Here is a 15,168-nt window from a genome sequence, read left to right as displayed (position 1 = left end):
CAGCGGCGCCGGCCCGGTAGCGGGAGCGGTCAGGCGAAGTGGTCGAACGAGGCGAAGTGTTGCGCCACGGGCTGCCCCTGGCCGTCCACCACACGCAGGCCGGGCGCGGGCTCGACGCGGCCGATGCGCGTGGCGCGCGTACCGCTGGCCTGCGCGGCGGCCTGCACGGCGGCCTGTTGTGCGGGAGGGGCGGTGAAGGCCAGTTCGTAGTCGTCGCCGCCGGCCAGCGTGCATTGCATCAGCGTTTGTGCGTCAAGATCGGCTGTAGCGCCCGCCTGCTGGGCGCTAGCAGCTAGTAAATTGGTAGCGACGGTGGCGTCCACGCAGGCGCCCACGCCCGAGGCCTTCAGGATGTGACCCAGGTCGCCCAGCAGGCCATCGCTCACGTCGATGGCGCTGCTGGCCACGCCGCGCAGCGCCAGACCCAGCGCCACGCGCGGTGTGGGCTGCTCCAGCCGTGGGCGCAACTGCTGCAGGGCGGCGGGCGGCAGCGCCAGGCGGCCGCGCAGCGCATCCAACGCCAGGCGCGCCTCGCCGGGCGTGCCGCTCACGTAGATGTCGTCGCCCACCCGCGCACCGCTGCGCAGCAGGGCCTGGCCCGTGGGCACTTCGCCGAACACGGTGACGCAGAGGTTCAGCGGCCCCTGCGTGGTGTCGCCACCGACCAGTTCGCACTGGTGCGCGTCGGCCAGCCGCAGCAGGCCGTCCGCAAACGCCTGCAGCCAGGGCGCATCCACGCGCGGCAACGCCAGCGCCAGCGTGAAGGCCAGCGGCCTGGCGCCGCAGGCGGCCAGGTCCGACAGGTTCACCGCCAGCGCCTTGTGGCCCAGGTGCGCGGGGTCCACGTCGGCAAAGAAATGGCGGCCCTCGACCAGCATGTCGCTGGACACGGCCAGCTGCATGCCGGGCGTGACCGACAGCAGCGCGCAGTCGTCGCCCACGCCCAGCGCCGCACGGCGCACCGGGCGCGTGAAATAGCGCGCAATCAGGTCGAACTCACCCATGGGCGGCTGCCGCGTTCAGATGTCGTGCCCGCGAAAGCGCAGCGCGGCCTGGCGGCTGACCTCGGCCAGCAACTGCTCTTCGCGCTGGCGCTCGCGCAGCCAGCGGGCGTCGTTCTGGCCCAGCGCGGTCTCACCGCGCAGCATGTGCAGCGCGCCCGATGCGCCATGCGTGCCGGCGTAGCGCGCCACGTGGTCCAGCGTCTGCAGGATGTGGTCGCGCAGCGGCATGTGGTCGCCGCTGGCGGGGTCCACGTACACCGCGTCCAGTCCGAAGCGGCAGGCCTGGAAGCGGTTGTAGGTGTAGACGAGGTAGTCGTCCTCGGTGGGGGTGAAGGGCTGCTCCGCCAGGAACCACGCGGCCAGCGACTGCACGTAGCCGGCCAGGGCCGCGGCGCGCTCGATGGTGAGCGGCGTGTCGAACACGCGGATCTCGATGGTGCCGTACTCGGGCTTGGGGCGGATGTCCCAGTAAAAGTCCTTCATGCTCTTGACCACGCCGGTGCGCGTCATTTTGTTGAAGTACTGCTCGAACTCGCTCCAGGTGAGTACGCAGGGCGCGCGGCCCGACAGCGGGAACGCGAACACCGAGTTGAGGCGCGCGGAGTCGAACTGCGTGTCCTGCGCCTGCACGTACGGGCTGGAGGCCGACAGCGCGATGAAGTGCGGGATGTAGCGGCTCATGCGGTGCAGCATGAGCAGGGCGGAGTCGGCGTCGGGGCAGCCGATGTGCACGTGCTGTCCGAAGATGGTGAACTGCTTGGACAGGTAGCCGTACAGTTGCGACAGCTCCTGAAAGCGCGGCTTGTCGTAGATGCGCCGCTCGTGCCATTGCTGGAAGGGGTGCGTGCCGCCGCCGACGACGGCGATGTTGAGCTTGTCCGCGCTCTTGACCAGCGCGTCGCGGATCTGCGTGAGTTGGCCCAGCACCTCGGAGCTGCTGTGGCACACGCCGGTAGAGATCTCGATCATGCTGTTGGTCATCTCGGGCACCACGCTGCCGGGCAGCGGTACCTTCTTCATGAGGCGCAGCATGTCCTCGGCGTAGGGCGCGAGGTCGTAGTCGTTGGTGCTCACGAGCTGCAGTTCCAGCTCGACGCCCAGCGTCAGGGGCTCGGAATGGTGGAAGGCTTCAAGACTCACGTTGGGTGTCTCCGGTGTTGCTGCCGCGGCTGCTCAGGGGCGCCCAGGGTTTGGAGCTTTCGCCCGCGCGGTAGATGGCCACGGTGGCGATCACTGCGCCCAGCACTTCCATCACCAGGATGGCCGGCAGGGCGATGCGCGCGATCAGGTGGCCCGTGGAGGCCGAGGCCACCACGAACTGCGAGGCCACCAGCAATGCGATGGCCGACATCGGCGCCATGGCGCAGCTCAGCCACAGGGCCTGGCGCCAGCTGGCGCCACTGCCCACGTTGCCCACGCCCACGCCCAGCGCCTTGGCCAGCAGGCGCACGAAGATCAGCGCCAGCACGGCGCCGACCACCGGGCCGCTCCAGTCGGCCTGCGCGGCGACGGTGGAGACGAGCACGAACATCAGCATCGTCAGCAGCGAAGAGGCGGTGCCCATCTGCCGCGGCCAGGCCCAGGGGCGCGGGTGCAGCTGCTTGAGCAGCATGCCGCCCAGCAGCGCGGCCAGCGGGGCCGAGCCGCCCATGTGCGCGGTGACGGCGGTGCTGGCGGCGATCAGGGCCATCAGCAGCATGGAGGTGTTCTCGCTCGTCGGGCTCATCACGCGCAACGCCAGGCGCAGGATGAGCGACAGCAGTGCACCCACGGCCACAGAAACGCCCAGCACCACCAGCGCGGGATACAGCGTGCCCACCAGGCCCACGCCGGGGCGGTTGATGAGCTCGGCCTGCGCGCTGCCCAGCGCCAGCGCATACAGGGACGACAGCGTTGCGAGCACCACGGCACGGTCGGTCACGGGGCCGGCGGCGCGCGTGTCGGACACCACGCGCGTCAGAACCGCCGGTGATGCCGCCATTGCGACCAGGGCCAGCGGGCCGGCGGCGCGCTCGGGTACGTCGAACCACAGCATCGTCCAGTACACCGCGAAATAGGTGAAGGCGGACTCCGCGATGCTCTGCACCAGCACCATGGGGTTATGGCGGAACCAGCGCAGCGGAATGCGACCGCCCGCCTCGAACAGCACCACGGCCACGCCCAGCTCCACCAGGAACAGGCCAATGCCCTGCAGCGGCCACACGGCGCCGCCAAAGCCCAGCAGGCCCACGATGGTGCCCACGAGCGTGTAACCCACGACCTTGGGCAGGCCGCTGTAGCGTTGCACCAGATAGCCCGTGATGGAGGCCACGGCCAGCAGCAGCGACCACTGCACCGTGGGCAACCCCGCCGATGGGCGCAGCCACTGCGCCCAAAAGCTCATCAGCTCATTCATTGTTGTAGATCCTCTGTCTCGTGCGGGCAGGCCCGCTGGATGCCCGGGCGCAGCCTGCCCCAAGGGCGCGCGCTGCGGCTGCGTGGAACGTGACTACGTTCCCAGGCTGTTAACTGAATGTATCTGCAGCGGTCGCGTTGCTTCTGTAGGACGGCGCGCAGCCTGCGGTGGGCGCACCTTATCAGACGGTGCGGCGCGGGGGCAGGAAAAAGCCCAGCGGCGCGCTGCGCCAGCGCGCCAGCAGCGCGCGGTAGATGCGCGCGCGGTCCACGCTGCCCACGTTGTGCGCACGCAATGCCAGGCGGAACGCCAGGTAGAAGCTGACGAGGACGTTGAGCGCACCGTTGAAGGGCACCATGGCCACGGCCCACCAGAAAGCCGGCTGGTGCAGCACGTCCATGCCTAATGTGGCGCTGGCCACGCCGATCTGCCCGGTGGACAGCGTAACGTGGCGCACATCCAGGCCCAGCCCGAAGAACGCGGCAAAGGCCGGCGTCAGCCCCAGCATGAAGCCGAGGGAAATGTTGGCCGCAAAGCCCGAGATGTTGCCCCGCAGGAAGCGCGCCCAGCGGGCGGCGCGTGCAGCACCCAGCATGTCCGTGATGCGCGGGTTGTACTGGATGGCCGAGTCCAGCCGGCGCAATACGAACCAGTTCTCCACCCAGCCCGCGAAAATGCTGGACGCGAACAGCAGCACGCCGGTGAAGGCCGCGAACAGCAGCGAAGGGCCCAGCAGGTGCAGCGACTGCAGCACGTGTTCCGCCTGGGCCGTGCCGATGGCCGGCTGCCCGAGCATCTGCGCGATGAGCAGCGCCAGGGCGAGCGCCGCGGGGAACACCAGCAGCACGTTGCCCAGCACGGCGGCCACCTGCGAGCGCACGAGATGCGCGACCTCGTCCACGAAGGACTCCAGCCCCTGCGCCTCGTCCAGGTCCTTGAGCTTGGCGGCCATGGCGGGTGCCGTCATGGCGGGCTGCTTGGTGGCCACGGTGAAGTGCAGCAGCTGGATCAGCACGAAGCTGACGGCGTAGTTCACGCCCGCCATGAAGCCGCCCCAGAACGCGGACAGCGCCAGCGCGTACAGCCCGAACTTGGCCAGCGTGGTGAAGGCCATCACCAGCCCGCCACCCGCCGCCTTGCGCACCATGGCCAGGTATTCGCCCGCCGTGCGGGTGATGTAGTGCGCGCCTGTCTCGGCACTGCGCTCGGCGACCTTGGCCGCCAGCATGGACGAGTTGGACGCCACCAGCGCACGCAGGCTGCGCCGCTCGCGCCCTACGGTCACCAGGCGCGCAAGGAACTTGGCCGCCGCCACGGCGGGGCGGGGCGACAGCAGGCATTCCAGCAGCTCGCGCACGCGCAGGATCCGCTCGCGCAGCTGGCGCAGGCGAAACACCAGGCCCACGGAGATGCCGTTGTCCTCGAAGTGCGCATACACCGTGTTGGTGGCGGCGCGGCAGGCGTCCAGGCGCTCGCGCAGGCGCTGCACGGCTTCCTGCAGGCGATCGCCGGTGCGCAGCGGGTGCTCCACCTCCACGCGCAGGCTCTCCACGTCGCGGATCAGCGCATGAAAGGGCTGGGCCTCGCGCGCCTCCTCGCTCATGCGCAGACGCAGCTCGGGCGCAAAGCCGGTGGACAGGATCTGCCCGGCGCAGTAGGTGATGGCGTCCAGCAGCGCGCGCTGCCAATGGCTGGCGCCGCCCTGCTCGCAGGCCGGCACCAGCACGGCCAGCAGGCGGCCCAGCAGGGTTTCGTCCAGCGACGCCAGCCAGCGCGCGTCGAAATCGCCAGGCAGCGCCAGCATGAACAACTCCGACGCATCCAGCGTTTCGGGGCTGGAGGGCAGCAGTTTGTAGCGCACGCGCTCGGCCAGCTCGCTGGCCATGGAGGTGCGCTGGGCAAAGCCGAAGTCCGCCAGCAGCGTGGTGATGTCCACCTGCTGCGTGAGCGCTGCCCACCAGGCCTGCAGCCGCACCTGGATGTCGGGCGAGCGTTCCGCCGCGTCGACCAGCAGGGCCACGCGGCCTGCGGCGCCGTCCGTGGACTGGCCGTCGCCGCGCACCCAATCCAGCACGGCGATGAGTTGCAGGTGCCGCTGTGCCAGCGGTGCGGTAGGGTCGATCCCGGCGAGCAGCTGCGCCAGGTCAGGGCCGCTGCGGCTCAATGCAGCACCCTTGCCGCCATGGGCTGGCCCGGTTGGCCGGGCGAGAAGGCCTCCAGCACGAACAGCTCGATCGGACAGGTGAACGGCTCACCGTCCTCGGCCACGCAGAAATAGCTGCCGTGCATGCTGCCGCTGGCGGTGCGCAGGCGGCAGCCGCTGGTGTACTGAAATGCCTCGCCGGGCTTGAGCAGCGGTTGTTGGCCCACCACGCCCAGGCCCTTGACCTGCTCGGTGTGGCCATTGGCATCGGAGATGATCCAGTGGCGTGAAATCAGCTGCGCGGTCACGTCGCCCGTGTTGGTGATCGTGATGGTGTAGGCAAAGCTGTATACGCCTTCGTCGGGCGCGGACTGGTCGGGAAGGTACTGCGGCTGCACCTCCACCTGGAACTGGTATTTCGGCATCGTGCAATGGTAGCGGCGATGGTGCGGCCCGCGTCGCACAAGGCCTGCTAAGGCCCCGCTCCGGCTGTGCCCGGCATGCGAACGTCGCGCCGCGGCGGCGTCAACTGCGACAATCGCGGCCATGAGCCGCACCTACCGCATCGCCCCTTCTATCCTGTCCGCCGACTTTGCCCGCCTGGGTGAGGAAGTGCGCAACGTCATCGCCGCCGGCGCCGACTGGATCCACTTTGACGTGATGGACAACCACTATGTGCCCAACCTCACCTTCGGCCCCATGGTGTGCCAGGCCCTCAAGCCCCATGCCGTGACGCCCGCAGGGCACGCCGTACCGATCGACGTGCACCTGATGGTGCAGCCCGTGGACGAACTGGCCACGGCGTTTGCCAAGGCGGGGGCGGACCTCATCAGCTTCCACCCCGATGCCTCGGCGCACGTACACCGCAGCATTCAGAACATCCGCGCGCAGGGCTGCAAGGCAGGCCTGACCTTCAACCCCGCCATGCCGCTTGACGTGCTGGACTGGGTGATCGAGGACATCGACCTGATCCTGTTGATGAGCGTGAACCCCGGCTTTGGCGGACAGAGCTTCATCGACAGCACGCTGCGCAAGATCGAGGCGGCCCGCAGGCGCATCGAGGCCTCGGGCAAGGACATCCGCCTGGAGGTGGACGGTGGCATCAAGGCCGACAACATCCGCCGGGTGGCGGATGCGGGCGCGGACACGTTCGTTGCAGGCAGCGCCATCTTCGGCAAGAGCGACTACAAGGCGGTGATCGACGCCATGCGCGCCGAACTGGCGTGAGGCGCCGCCGCGCGGCTTGATCGCAATCCGCTGAAAAAGCCTATTGCACCGGCGTGGTGGCTTCGCGCAGCACGCCACCGCCTTCCACCGAGCCCGACACCGTGGCGCTGCTGCGCACGCGCGCCTCGCAATCGGACCGGTCCTGTGGAGTCTTGAAGGCCTCGCAGCGGGCCAGCGCGTTGCGCTCATAGATGCTGGTGTCGCTGCTGGACAGCTGGCCCGTGCGCGCGGCCTGGGCGGCCGCCCCTGCCTCGCGTACGCAGGCGGCGCGGCTTTCCGCGGGCACGGACGCGCAGGCGGCACGGTCGCTGCTGTACTGGCTGCGCACTTCGTTGGCAGCCTGCGCCGCGCCGGCGCACAGCAGCAATGCGGCGGGAAGCAGGGCGGTGAATCGATGCAATGCCATGGGATGACCTCCTGAAGGGCGATGGTTTTGACGGTTCCAACAATGGCTGTCCAGCGTAAGGCGCCACCGGGAAGGCGTCTGTCCGCATGCGGCGCCGCGGTGTGTCGGACGGGTCGGACAGCGCATACACTGCCCGCGCTCAATGCATGACTGACAAGGACAAGGGATGGAACGGGTGCAACAAGACCTCGCCGCGCTGCTCGCGCGCACCGACGCCGCGATCGTGGACCTCGACGGCACCATGGTGGATACGTTGGGCGATTTTGCCGAGGCGCTCAATCGCATGCTGCGCGACCTGCAGCTGCCCGCCATCGCGCCGGGGGCGATCGAGCGCATGGTCGGCAAGGGGTCGGAGCACCTCCTGCGTTCAGTGCTAAAGCACGTTCTAGCGCCCGACCAGCAAGCGCTGACAGCTATGCAATTGGAAGCAAAGGCCGAGGCCTTGTATCCCCAGGCGTGGGAGCGCTACCAGCACCATTACCTGGCCATCAACGGCCAGTATGCGGCGCTGTACGCCGGCGTGGCCGAAGGGCTTGCGGCGCTGCACCGCACCGGTCGGCCGCTGGTGTGCCTGACCAACAAGCCCACCGACTTCGCCCGGCCTCTGCTGCGCGCCAAAGGGCTGGACGGCTTCTTCACCCACGTGTTCGGCGGCGATGCGTTCGCGCGCAAGAAGCCCGACCCGCTGCCACTGCTCAAGGCCTGCGAGGCGGTGGGAACCTCGCCGGCGCGCACGCTGATGATCGGCGACTCCAGCAACGATGCCCAGGCCGCGCGTGCGGCGGGCTGCCCCGTGGTGCTGGTGACGTACGGCTACAACCACGGCCAGCCCGTGCGCGGCGTGGACGCGGACGGCTACGTGGATGCGCTCACCGAGCTGATCGCTAGCTGAATTCCTCCGGCCGCATGCGCGCCATGGGCGCCGCGCGGGGCACCCGGGTCCTCAGAAGCTCTCCCACTCGTCGTTATCGGCAGCCGTGCGGGCCGCCTGCGCGGGTTGAGGGCGCGCTGCTGCCGGACGTGCCAAGGCAGCGGCCGGCGCCCGGGTGGACGCCGGCGGCGTGGCGGGCCGGGCAGGGGCGGCGGGTGTCGCGGAGGTGGCGGGTACGGGAGCCGGCACGGCCGGGGCATGCACGGGCGCCATGCGTGGCAGGGCGGAGGCCTTCTGCGCCAGCTTGAACACGGCGACGGCCTCGACGAGCTCGCGGGCCTGGCCGCTGAGGCTGCTGGCGGCGGCGGCCATCTCCTCGACCAGCGCGGCGTTCTGCTGCGTGGCCTGGTCCATCTGGGTGATGGCCTCGCCCACCTGGGCCACGCCCGAGCTTTGTTCGCTGCTGGCGGCGCTGATCTCCCCCATGATGTCGGTCACGCGGCGAATGGCGGTGACCACCTCGGTCATGGTGGCACCGGCCTTGTCCACCAGCTGCGAGCCCTGCTCCACGCGCTCCACGCTGGCGGTGATGAGCTGCTTGATCTCCTTGGCGGCCTCGGCCGAGCGCTGCGCCAGCGCGCGCACCTCGCCGGCCACCACGGCAAACCCGCGGCCTTGCTCACCGGCACGCGCGGCCTCCACGGCGGCATTCAGCGCCAGGATGTTGGTCTGGAAGGCAATGCCATCGATCACCCCGATGATGTCGGCGATCTTGCGGCTGGACTCATTGATGCCGCGCATGGTGTCCACCACCTCGGAGACCACCTCGCCGCCCTGCACGGCGACGGTGCTGGCATTCATGGCGAGTTGGTTGGCCTGGCGGGCGTTGTCGGCGTTCTGGCGCACGGTGGCGCCCAGTTGCTCCATGGAGGCGGCCGTTTCTTCCAGGGCGCTGGCCTGGCTCTCGGTGCGGCCGGAAAGATCGTGGTTGCCCTGCGAGATCTCCGCGCTGGCCGTGGCCACGTGCTCGGAGCTTCGGCGCACGCCCTGCACGATCTCGGCCACGTTGTCGCGCATGGTCTGGATGCCGTGGATGACGCTGTTGCTGTCGCGGGCGGGCGGTATTTCGACGGCCAGGTTGCCTTGCGCCATCTCATGGGTGATGGCGTTGAGCTGGCTGGGCTCGGCGCCCAGCTGGCGCAGGATGCTGCGCGCCACCAGCCAGCCAATGGCCAGCAGCAGCAGCGCGAGCACGGCAGTCACCGCGCCCGAGCGGGTCAGCCGGCTCACGAACGTGGCCTGCACGTTGTCGACGTACACGCCGGAGCCGATCACCCAGCCCCAGGGCTCGAAACCCATCACGTACGAGGCTTTCTCCACGGGCTGGTCGCTGCCCGGCTTGGGCCACATGTAGCTCACGAAGCCTGCGCCGCTCCTTTTCACGGTGTTGACGAACTCCACGAACAGATGCTTGCCCGTGGGGTCCTTGTTGCTGCTGAGGTCCTGCCCCTGCAGCTCGGGGCGGATGGGATGCATGACCATGCGCGGGTGCATGTCGTTGATCCAGAAATACTCCGATCCGCTGTAGCGCAGCGGCCGCAGCGCATCCATTGCGCGCTGCTTGGCCTCTTCCTCGGTGATCGTGCCCTTGCTGGCCTGCGCGTGGAAGTGCACGACGATTCCATGTGCCGCCTCCACGGTCTGGCGCACGCTGGCCTGGCGCTCACCCATGATCAGGGAGCGTTCGGTCCACATGATGCTGGCAACCAGCGCCAGCATGGCCAGGATGGCCAGGGCCACCAAGCCGCCGAGGCGGCGGGAAACGGGCAATCGGTAGAACATTTGCATGGTGGTATTCCCCGCCGCTGGCGGCTGCAGGCGGTTTAGAAACTTTCCCAGGCGCCGTCGTCGGCGGAAGGTGCCGGCGCAGCCTTTGGCGAGGCGGAGACGGGGCGGGCCTGGCGTGCCGCCGGTTGTACAGGCGCGGACGCCGGGCGTGCGGGGGGCGCGGCCCGCGTCACGGCGGGTGCGGATGGCTGGGGCGTCCTGATGGCGGCGGGCGTTGCGAGTGCGTGGCCATGGCTCGCCAGCTTGAACACGGCGACGGCCTCGACGAGCTCGCGGGCCTGGCCGCTGAGGCTGCTGGCGGCGGCGGCCATCTCCTCGACCAGCGCGGCGTTCTGCTGCGTAGCCTGGTCCATCTGGGTGATGGCCTCGCCCACCTGGGCCACGCCCGAGCTTTGTTCGCTGCTGGCGGCGCTGATCTCTCCCATGATGTCGGTCACGCGGCGAATGGCGGTGACCACCTCGGTCATGGTGGCACCGGCCTTGTCCACCAGCTGCGAGCCCTGCTCCACGCGCTCCACGCTGGCGGTGATGAGTTGCTTGATCTCCTTGGCGGCCTCGGCCGAGCGCTGCGCCAGCGCGCGCACCTCGCCGGCCACCACGGCAAACCCGCGGCCTTGCTCACCGGCACGCGCGGCCTCCACGGCGGCATTCAGCGCCAGGATGTTGGTCTGGAAGGCGATGCCATCGATCACCCCGATGATGTCGGCGATCTTGCGGCTGGACTCATTGATGCCGCGCATGGTGTCCACCACCTCGGAGACCACCTCGCCGCCCTGCACGGCGACGGTGCTGGCATTCATGGCGAGCTGGTTGGCCTGGCGGGCGTTGTCGGCGTTCTGGCGCACGGTGGCGCCCAACTGCTCCATGGAGGCAGCCGTTTCTTCCAGGGCGCTGGCCTGGCTCTCGGTGCGGCCGGACAGGTCGTGGTTGCCCTGCGAGATCTCCGCGCTGGCCGACGCGACGCTCTCCGCATTGGCGCGCACGCCGGCCACTACGCGAGCGAGGTTGCCCTGCATGTGGCCCAGTGCCTTCAGCAGCGCCGCGGCTTCGTCGCGGCCGTGGGCCTGGATGGACTGGGTGAGGTCGCCTTCGGCGATCAAGCCTGCGCCGCGCACGGCCAACTGCAGGGGCCCGGTCACGGATCGGCTCAACAAGATGGCGGCGCCCGCGCCCACCAGCAGCGCCACTGCGGTCACGACCATCAGGATGGCGCGACTGAGCGTGGCCTGCTTGGCAGCGTTGTCGCGGGTGCTTTCGTACAGCGCGCGCTGGCGCTGTTCCATGGCGACGATGGACTGTAGGTAAGCGTCGGCCAACGGCTTGAGTTGGCTGTCGAGCAACTCACCCACACTCTCGCCGGCAGCCTTGCGCTTGAGCAATTCAGCCCGCGGGCCGCGATAGGCTTCGCGCGTCTTTGCGATGTCGGCGAGCAAGCGGCGCCCTTCGTCGGTGGTCACCAGCCGCTCCACCACCTCCTGCGCCTTGGATGCTTCTTCGGAGGTCTTGGCAATCTCGCTTTGCCAGCTCGAGAGATGGGAGGTGTCCGCATCCAGGATGGCGGCGCGCGTGCGCACCCAGTTCAGGTCAATCGCCTGCCGCCATGTGCTGGCGGCGCGCAGCCGTTCGTTGTCCGTGCTGGTGAGCTGATGGGTGACGCTTGCCAACTCCTGCAAACGCCATATGCCTACCGCCGCGATGACCACGGTGATGAGCAGAACCAAGCCGAAGGACAAGGCCAGGCGCGTGCCGACCTTGAGGTTGCTGAGATGCATAGAGGCCCCCTTGCTGCGCAATTGCAATAAAGTGTATCGCCAAGGGGAGATGGCTGAAAATGCCATCAAGGGGGCAATGGCATGCTTTCTCTGCGCATCGTCACTGCGTGGGTCGATGGGCTTATTCCTTGCCCAGCAGGGCGTCCTTGAGCTTCCAGTCGGCGGGCTGGCTGCCGAGCCAGATGCCCAGCAATGCGTTGAAGAATTCAGGCTCCTTGAACGGTTCGCCCTGCGGGACGCCCTTCACCGTCACCTGCGTGCCCGTGCCGGGCAGCCAGTCCACGACGAACTGTTCGCCCGCCATGAGCTTCTTGTGCTCCGAAAAGATCTGGCTCATGCGCAGCACGCCCGGGATCAGCTTGGAAAAGGCGGCCTTGTCCATGTTGTCTTCCATACCGCGCGAAAACAGCTTGCCGAGTTCCGTGGAGTCGATGTCGCGCAGCATGGTCACGCTGATGCGCTTGGGGCCGCGCAGCGCGTAGACCTCGGCAGGCGTGGACGCCTTCTTCTCCAGGTACAGGCCTGCGGCATACACCTTGAACACGGCCTTGTAGCGCACACCGGCGCCATTGAGTTGCAGCTTGCTGCCGCCCAGGTCGAGGGTGGGCTCGAACTTGACGCCGGCTGCGGTCGTCGGCTCCGTCGATGCGGGAGCCGGAAGCGCCAGGCACAGGGGAAGGGCCAGAGCACCCCACTGCAGGGTGCGACGACGGGTGAAGGGCATTGCGCAACTCCAAAAAAGAACGATCGTTCGTTTCTAAATGTTGCGCCATCGAGGGGCGGTCGGCAATAGGGTTTTCGCGTGGATGCGCTGCAGCATTCACCGCGCAGGTGACAAAGTGCTTTGCTACACTGCGGGTCCATGTTCATTCACCACACGTTCATCACAGGTTGCAGCGACCGGGGAGCCTGGCCCTGGCGCAAGCCTGCGTCGTTGAACCCCTGACTGCACCTGGGCGCCTCCCCAGCGTGCGCCCGTGGCCCCACACGTGCTGTCCTGCACGGGGCCGACTCCTCTGAATGATCCTGCGGCGCACTGGCGCAGCCAGCGACCGCGCCGCACGAGCTGGGAATCTTCTTGTGATCACTGAACTGGAATTCAAAAGCCTGGCCAGCGAAGGCTACAACCGCATCCCGCTGATGGCGGAAGCCTTTGCGGACCTGGAAACCCCTCTCTCCCTGTACCTCAAGCTGGCCCATGGCAAGGGCGACGGCAAGCACAGCTTTTTGCTGGAGTCGGTCGTCGGCGGCGAGCGCTTCGGGCGCTACAGCTTCATCGGCCTGCCTGCGCGCACCTTGCTGCGGTCCAGCGGCTTCGGCGATGCGGCGCGCACCGAGGTGGTGACCGACGGCCAAGTGGTGGAGACGCACCCGGGCAACCCGCTGGACTTCATTGCCGCCTACCAAAAGCGCTTCAAGGTGGCGCTGCGCCCGGGGCTGCCGCGCTTTTGTGGCGGGCTGGCAGGCTACTTCGGCTACGACGCGGTGCGCTATATCGAGAAGAAGCTAGAGGCCACCTGCCCGCCCGACACGCTGGGCTGCCCCGACATCCTGCTGCTGCAGTGCGAGGAACTGGCGGTCATCGACAACCTCTCGGGCAAGCTGTATCTCATCGTCTACGCCGACCCGGCCCAGCCCGAGGCCTATGCCAAGGGCAAGAAGCGCCTGCGGGAGCTGAAGGACCAGCTCAAGTATTCCGTGAGCGCGCCCGTGGTGCGGCCCACCGAGAGCCACACCGCACAGCGCAGCTTTGCCAAGGCCGACTACTTAGCGGCCGTGGAGCGCGCCAAGGAGCTCATCGCCGCGGGCGACTTCATGCAGGTGCAGGTGGGCCAGCGCATCCACAAGCGCTACACCGAATCGCCGCTGTCGCTGTACCGCGCGCTGCGCTCGCTGAACCCGTCGCCGTACATGTACTACTACAACTTCGGCGATTTCCAGGTGGTGGGCTCCAGCCCCGAGATCCTGGTGCGGCAGGAGAGCACGCCCGAGGGCCAGAAGGTCACCATCCGCCCGCTGGCCGGCACGCGCCCGCGCGGCGCCACGCCCGAGGCCGACAAGGCCACCGAAGTGGAGCTGGTGAACGACCCCAAGGAACGCGCCGAGCACGTGATGCTGATCGACCTGGCGCGCAACGACATCGGCCGCATCGCCAAGACCGGCACCGTGAAGGTGACCGAGGCCTTCGCGGTCGAGCGCTACAGCCACGTGATGCACATCGTGAGCAACGTGGAGGGCATCCTCAACGACGGCATGACCAGCATGGACGTGCTCAAGGCCACCTTCCCGGCAGGCACGCTCACCGGCGCGCCCAAGGTGCACGCCATGGAACTGATCGACCAGCTGGAGCCCAGCAAGCGGGGCCTCTACGGCGGCGCCTGCGGCTACCTGAGCTATGCGGGCGATATGGACGTGGCCATCGCCATCCGCACCGGCATCGTCAAGGACGGCACGCTCTACGTGCAGGCGGCGGCCGGCGTGGTGGCCGACTCGGTGCCCGAGCTCGAATGGAAGGAAACGGAACACAAGGCGCGCGCCCTGCTGCGTGCGGCCGAACTGGTGGAGGAGGGGCTGGAATGACCACCCGTGCAATCGACAAGACCCAGCCCTGCGCCAGCATGGCCGAGGTGCGCGCGCGCATCGACGCGCTGGACGACATTTTGGTGCCGCTGCTCGTGGAGCGCGGCGGCTACATGACCCAGGCTGCCCTCAACAAGCCGCGGGAAGACCAGGTGCGCGACGAAGCGCGCATCGAGGCCATCGTGCAGCGCGTGCGTGCGCGTGCGGCGGCCGAGGGCGGCGAGCCCGAGGTGATCGAGGCCATCTACCGCAGCATGATGGAGGCCTACATCGCCTACGAACACCGTGAATTCGCGCGCCTGTGCGCAGAGGGCCGCAAGGGCCAGGAGGTGACGCCATGACGCGCGTGCTGATGGTCGACAACTACGACAGCTTCACCTACAACATCGTGCAGTACTTCGGCGAGCTGGGCGCCGAAGTCGAGGTGTTCCGCAACGACGAGATCACGCTGGAGGGCATTGCCTCGCGTGCGCCCGACCGGCTGGTGATCTCGCCCGGGCCCTGCTCGCCGGCCGAGGCGGGTATCTCGGTGGCGGCGATCCAGCACTTCGCCGGCAAGCTCCCCATCTTGGGCGTGTGCCTGGGCCACCAGAGCATTGGCGCGGCCTTCGGCGGCAAGATCATCCGGGCGCAGCAACTCATGCATGGCAAGACCAGCGTCATCACCACCACGCAGACGGGCGTGTTCGCCGGCCTGCCCAAGCAGTTCACGGTGAACCGCTACCACTCGCTGTCCATCGAGCGCGCGAGCTGCCCCGAGGTGCTGGAGGTGACGGCCTGGACGGACGACGGCGAGATCATGGGAATCCGCCACCGCGAGCTGGCCATCGAGGGCGTGCAGTTCCACCCCGAGAGCATCCTCACCGAGCACGGCCACGCGATGCTCAAGAACTTCCTGGATCAAAAATAAGAGCTGCCAGCG

Annotated in this window: 14 protein-coding genes; 5 read left to right on the top strand and 9 right to left on the bottom strand. The window is 68.4% G+C overall.

Features of this window, described 5'->3' with window-relative positions; translation table 11 throughout:
- Positions 1–29: 29 nt before the first annotated feature.
- The 5 genes from thiL to apaG all read right to left on the bottom strand — a co-directional run bounded on the left by thiL (position 30) and on the right by apaG (position 5,967).
- Positions 30–1,004, bottom strand: coding sequence for a thiamine-phosphate kinase (gene thiL, locus BA022_RS13505; protein ID WP_088887801.1), 975 nt, complete (start codon positions 1,002–1,004; stop codon positions 30–32).
- A 15-nt stretch (positions 1,005–1,019) separates the two neighbouring features.
- Positions 1,020–2,144 (bottom strand): YbdK family carboxylate-amine ligase, encoded by a 1,125-nt coding sequence (locus BA022_RS13500; protein WP_012655413.1) that lies wholly within the window; start codon positions 2,142–2,144, stop codon positions 1,020–1,022.
- Positions 2,134–3,399, bottom strand: a complete 1,266-nt coding sequence (locus BA022_RS13495) for a cation:proton antiporter (RefSeq protein WP_011803821.1) — start codon at positions 3,397–3,399, stop codon at positions 2,134–2,136. Before BA022_RS13495 ends, BA022_RS13500 begins: the two co-directional genes overlap by 11 nt.
- A 181-nt stretch (positions 3,400–3,580) precedes the next feature.
- The gene (locus BA022_RS13490; protein WP_088887800.1) at positions 3,581–5,563 is read right to left on the bottom strand and encodes a site-specific recombinase; all 1,983 of its coding nucleotides are present in this window, start codon (positions 5,561–5,563) and stop codon (positions 3,581–3,583) included.
- Entirely contained in the window at positions 5,560–5,967 is a 408-nt protein-coding gene (gene apaG, locus BA022_RS13485) for a Co2+/Mg2+ efflux protein ApaG (RefSeq protein WP_047349333.1), read from the bottom strand. Before apaG ends, BA022_RS13490 begins: the two co-directional genes overlap by 4 nt.
- Positions 5,968–6,088: 121 nt before the next feature.
- Here apaG and rpe point away from each other — a divergent pair, with 121 nt between their 5' ends.
- Entirely contained in the window at positions 6,089–6,769 is a 681-nt protein-coding gene (gene rpe, locus BA022_RS13480; protein WP_011803824.1) for a ribulose-phosphate 3-epimerase, read from the top strand.
- Between the two features lie 40 nt (positions 6,770–6,809).
- On the opposite strand, the gene BA022_RS13475 is transcribed toward rpe, so the two are convergent.
- Positions 6,810–7,175 (bottom strand): hypothetical protein, encoded by a 366-nt coding sequence (locus BA022_RS13475; protein WP_011803825.1) that lies wholly within the window; start codon positions 7,173–7,175, stop codon positions 6,810–6,812.
- A 166-nt stretch (positions 7,176–7,341) separates the two neighbouring features.
- Here BA022_RS13475 and gph point away from each other — a divergent pair, with 166 nt between their 5' ends.
- Positions 7,342–8,067, top strand: coding sequence for a phosphoglycolate phosphatase (gene gph, locus BA022_RS13470; protein WP_088887799.1), 726 nt, complete (start codon positions 7,342–7,344; stop codon positions 8,065–8,067).
- Positions 8,068–8,118: 51 nt separating this feature from the next.
- On the opposite strand, the gene BA022_RS13465 is transcribed toward gph, so the two are convergent.
- The 3 genes from BA022_RS13465 to BA022_RS13455 form a co-directional block, all read right to left on the bottom strand.
- Positions 8,119–9,894 carry a methyl-accepting chemotaxis protein gene (locus BA022_RS13465; protein ID WP_088887798.1) on the bottom strand — a complete coding sequence of 592 codons (1,776 nt, stop codon included), beginning with the start codon at positions 9,892–9,894 and terminating at the stop codon, positions 8,119–8,121.
- Positions 9,895–9,929: 35 nt separating this feature from the next.
- Complete coding sequence (locus BA022_RS13460; RefSeq protein WP_088887797.1) at positions 9,930–11,666, bottom strand: methyl-accepting chemotaxis protein; 1,737 nt, start codon at positions 11,664–11,666, stop codon at positions 9,930–9,932.
- Positions 11,667–11,787: 121 nt separating this feature from the next.
- Positions 11,788–12,390, bottom strand: coding sequence for a chalcone isomerase family protein (locus tag BA022_RS13455; RefSeq protein WP_011803828.1), 603 nt, complete (start codon positions 12,388–12,390; stop codon positions 11,788–11,790).
- Between the two features lie 356 nt (positions 12,391–12,746).
- Here BA022_RS13455 and trpE point away from each other — a divergent pair, with 356 nt between their 5' ends.
- From trpE to BA022_RS13440, 3 genes are read left to right on the top strand one after another with little or no spacing between them, the layout of a single operon-like run.
- A complete protein-coding gene (gene trpE / locus BA022_RS13450) occupies positions 12,747–14,246 on the top strand; it encodes an anthranilate synthase component I (protein ID WP_012655421.1) in 1,500 nt (499 codons plus the stop codon).
- Positions 14,243–14,587, top strand: coding sequence for a chorismate mutase (locus BA022_RS13445; protein WP_088887796.1), 345 nt, complete (start codon positions 14,243–14,245; stop codon positions 14,585–14,587). Before trpE ends, BA022_RS13445 begins: the two co-directional genes overlap by 4 nt.
- Complete coding sequence (locus tag BA022_RS13440; RefSeq protein WP_088887795.1) at positions 14,584–15,156, top strand: aminodeoxychorismate/anthranilate synthase component II; 573 nt, start codon at positions 14,584–14,586, stop codon at positions 15,154–15,156. Before BA022_RS13445 ends, BA022_RS13440 begins: the two co-directional genes overlap by 4 nt.
- Positions 15,157–15,168: the final 12 nt, after the last annotated feature.

The organism is Diaphorobacter nitroreducens (assembly GCF_002214645.1).
Classification (GTDB): domain Bacteria; phylum Pseudomonadota; class Gammaproteobacteria; order Burkholderiales; family Burkholderiaceae_C; genus Diaphorobacter; species Diaphorobacter nitroreducens.
The sequence above is the reverse complement of the archived record's forward strand: the minus strand, read 5'-3'. Positions and strand labels throughout refer to the sequence as shown.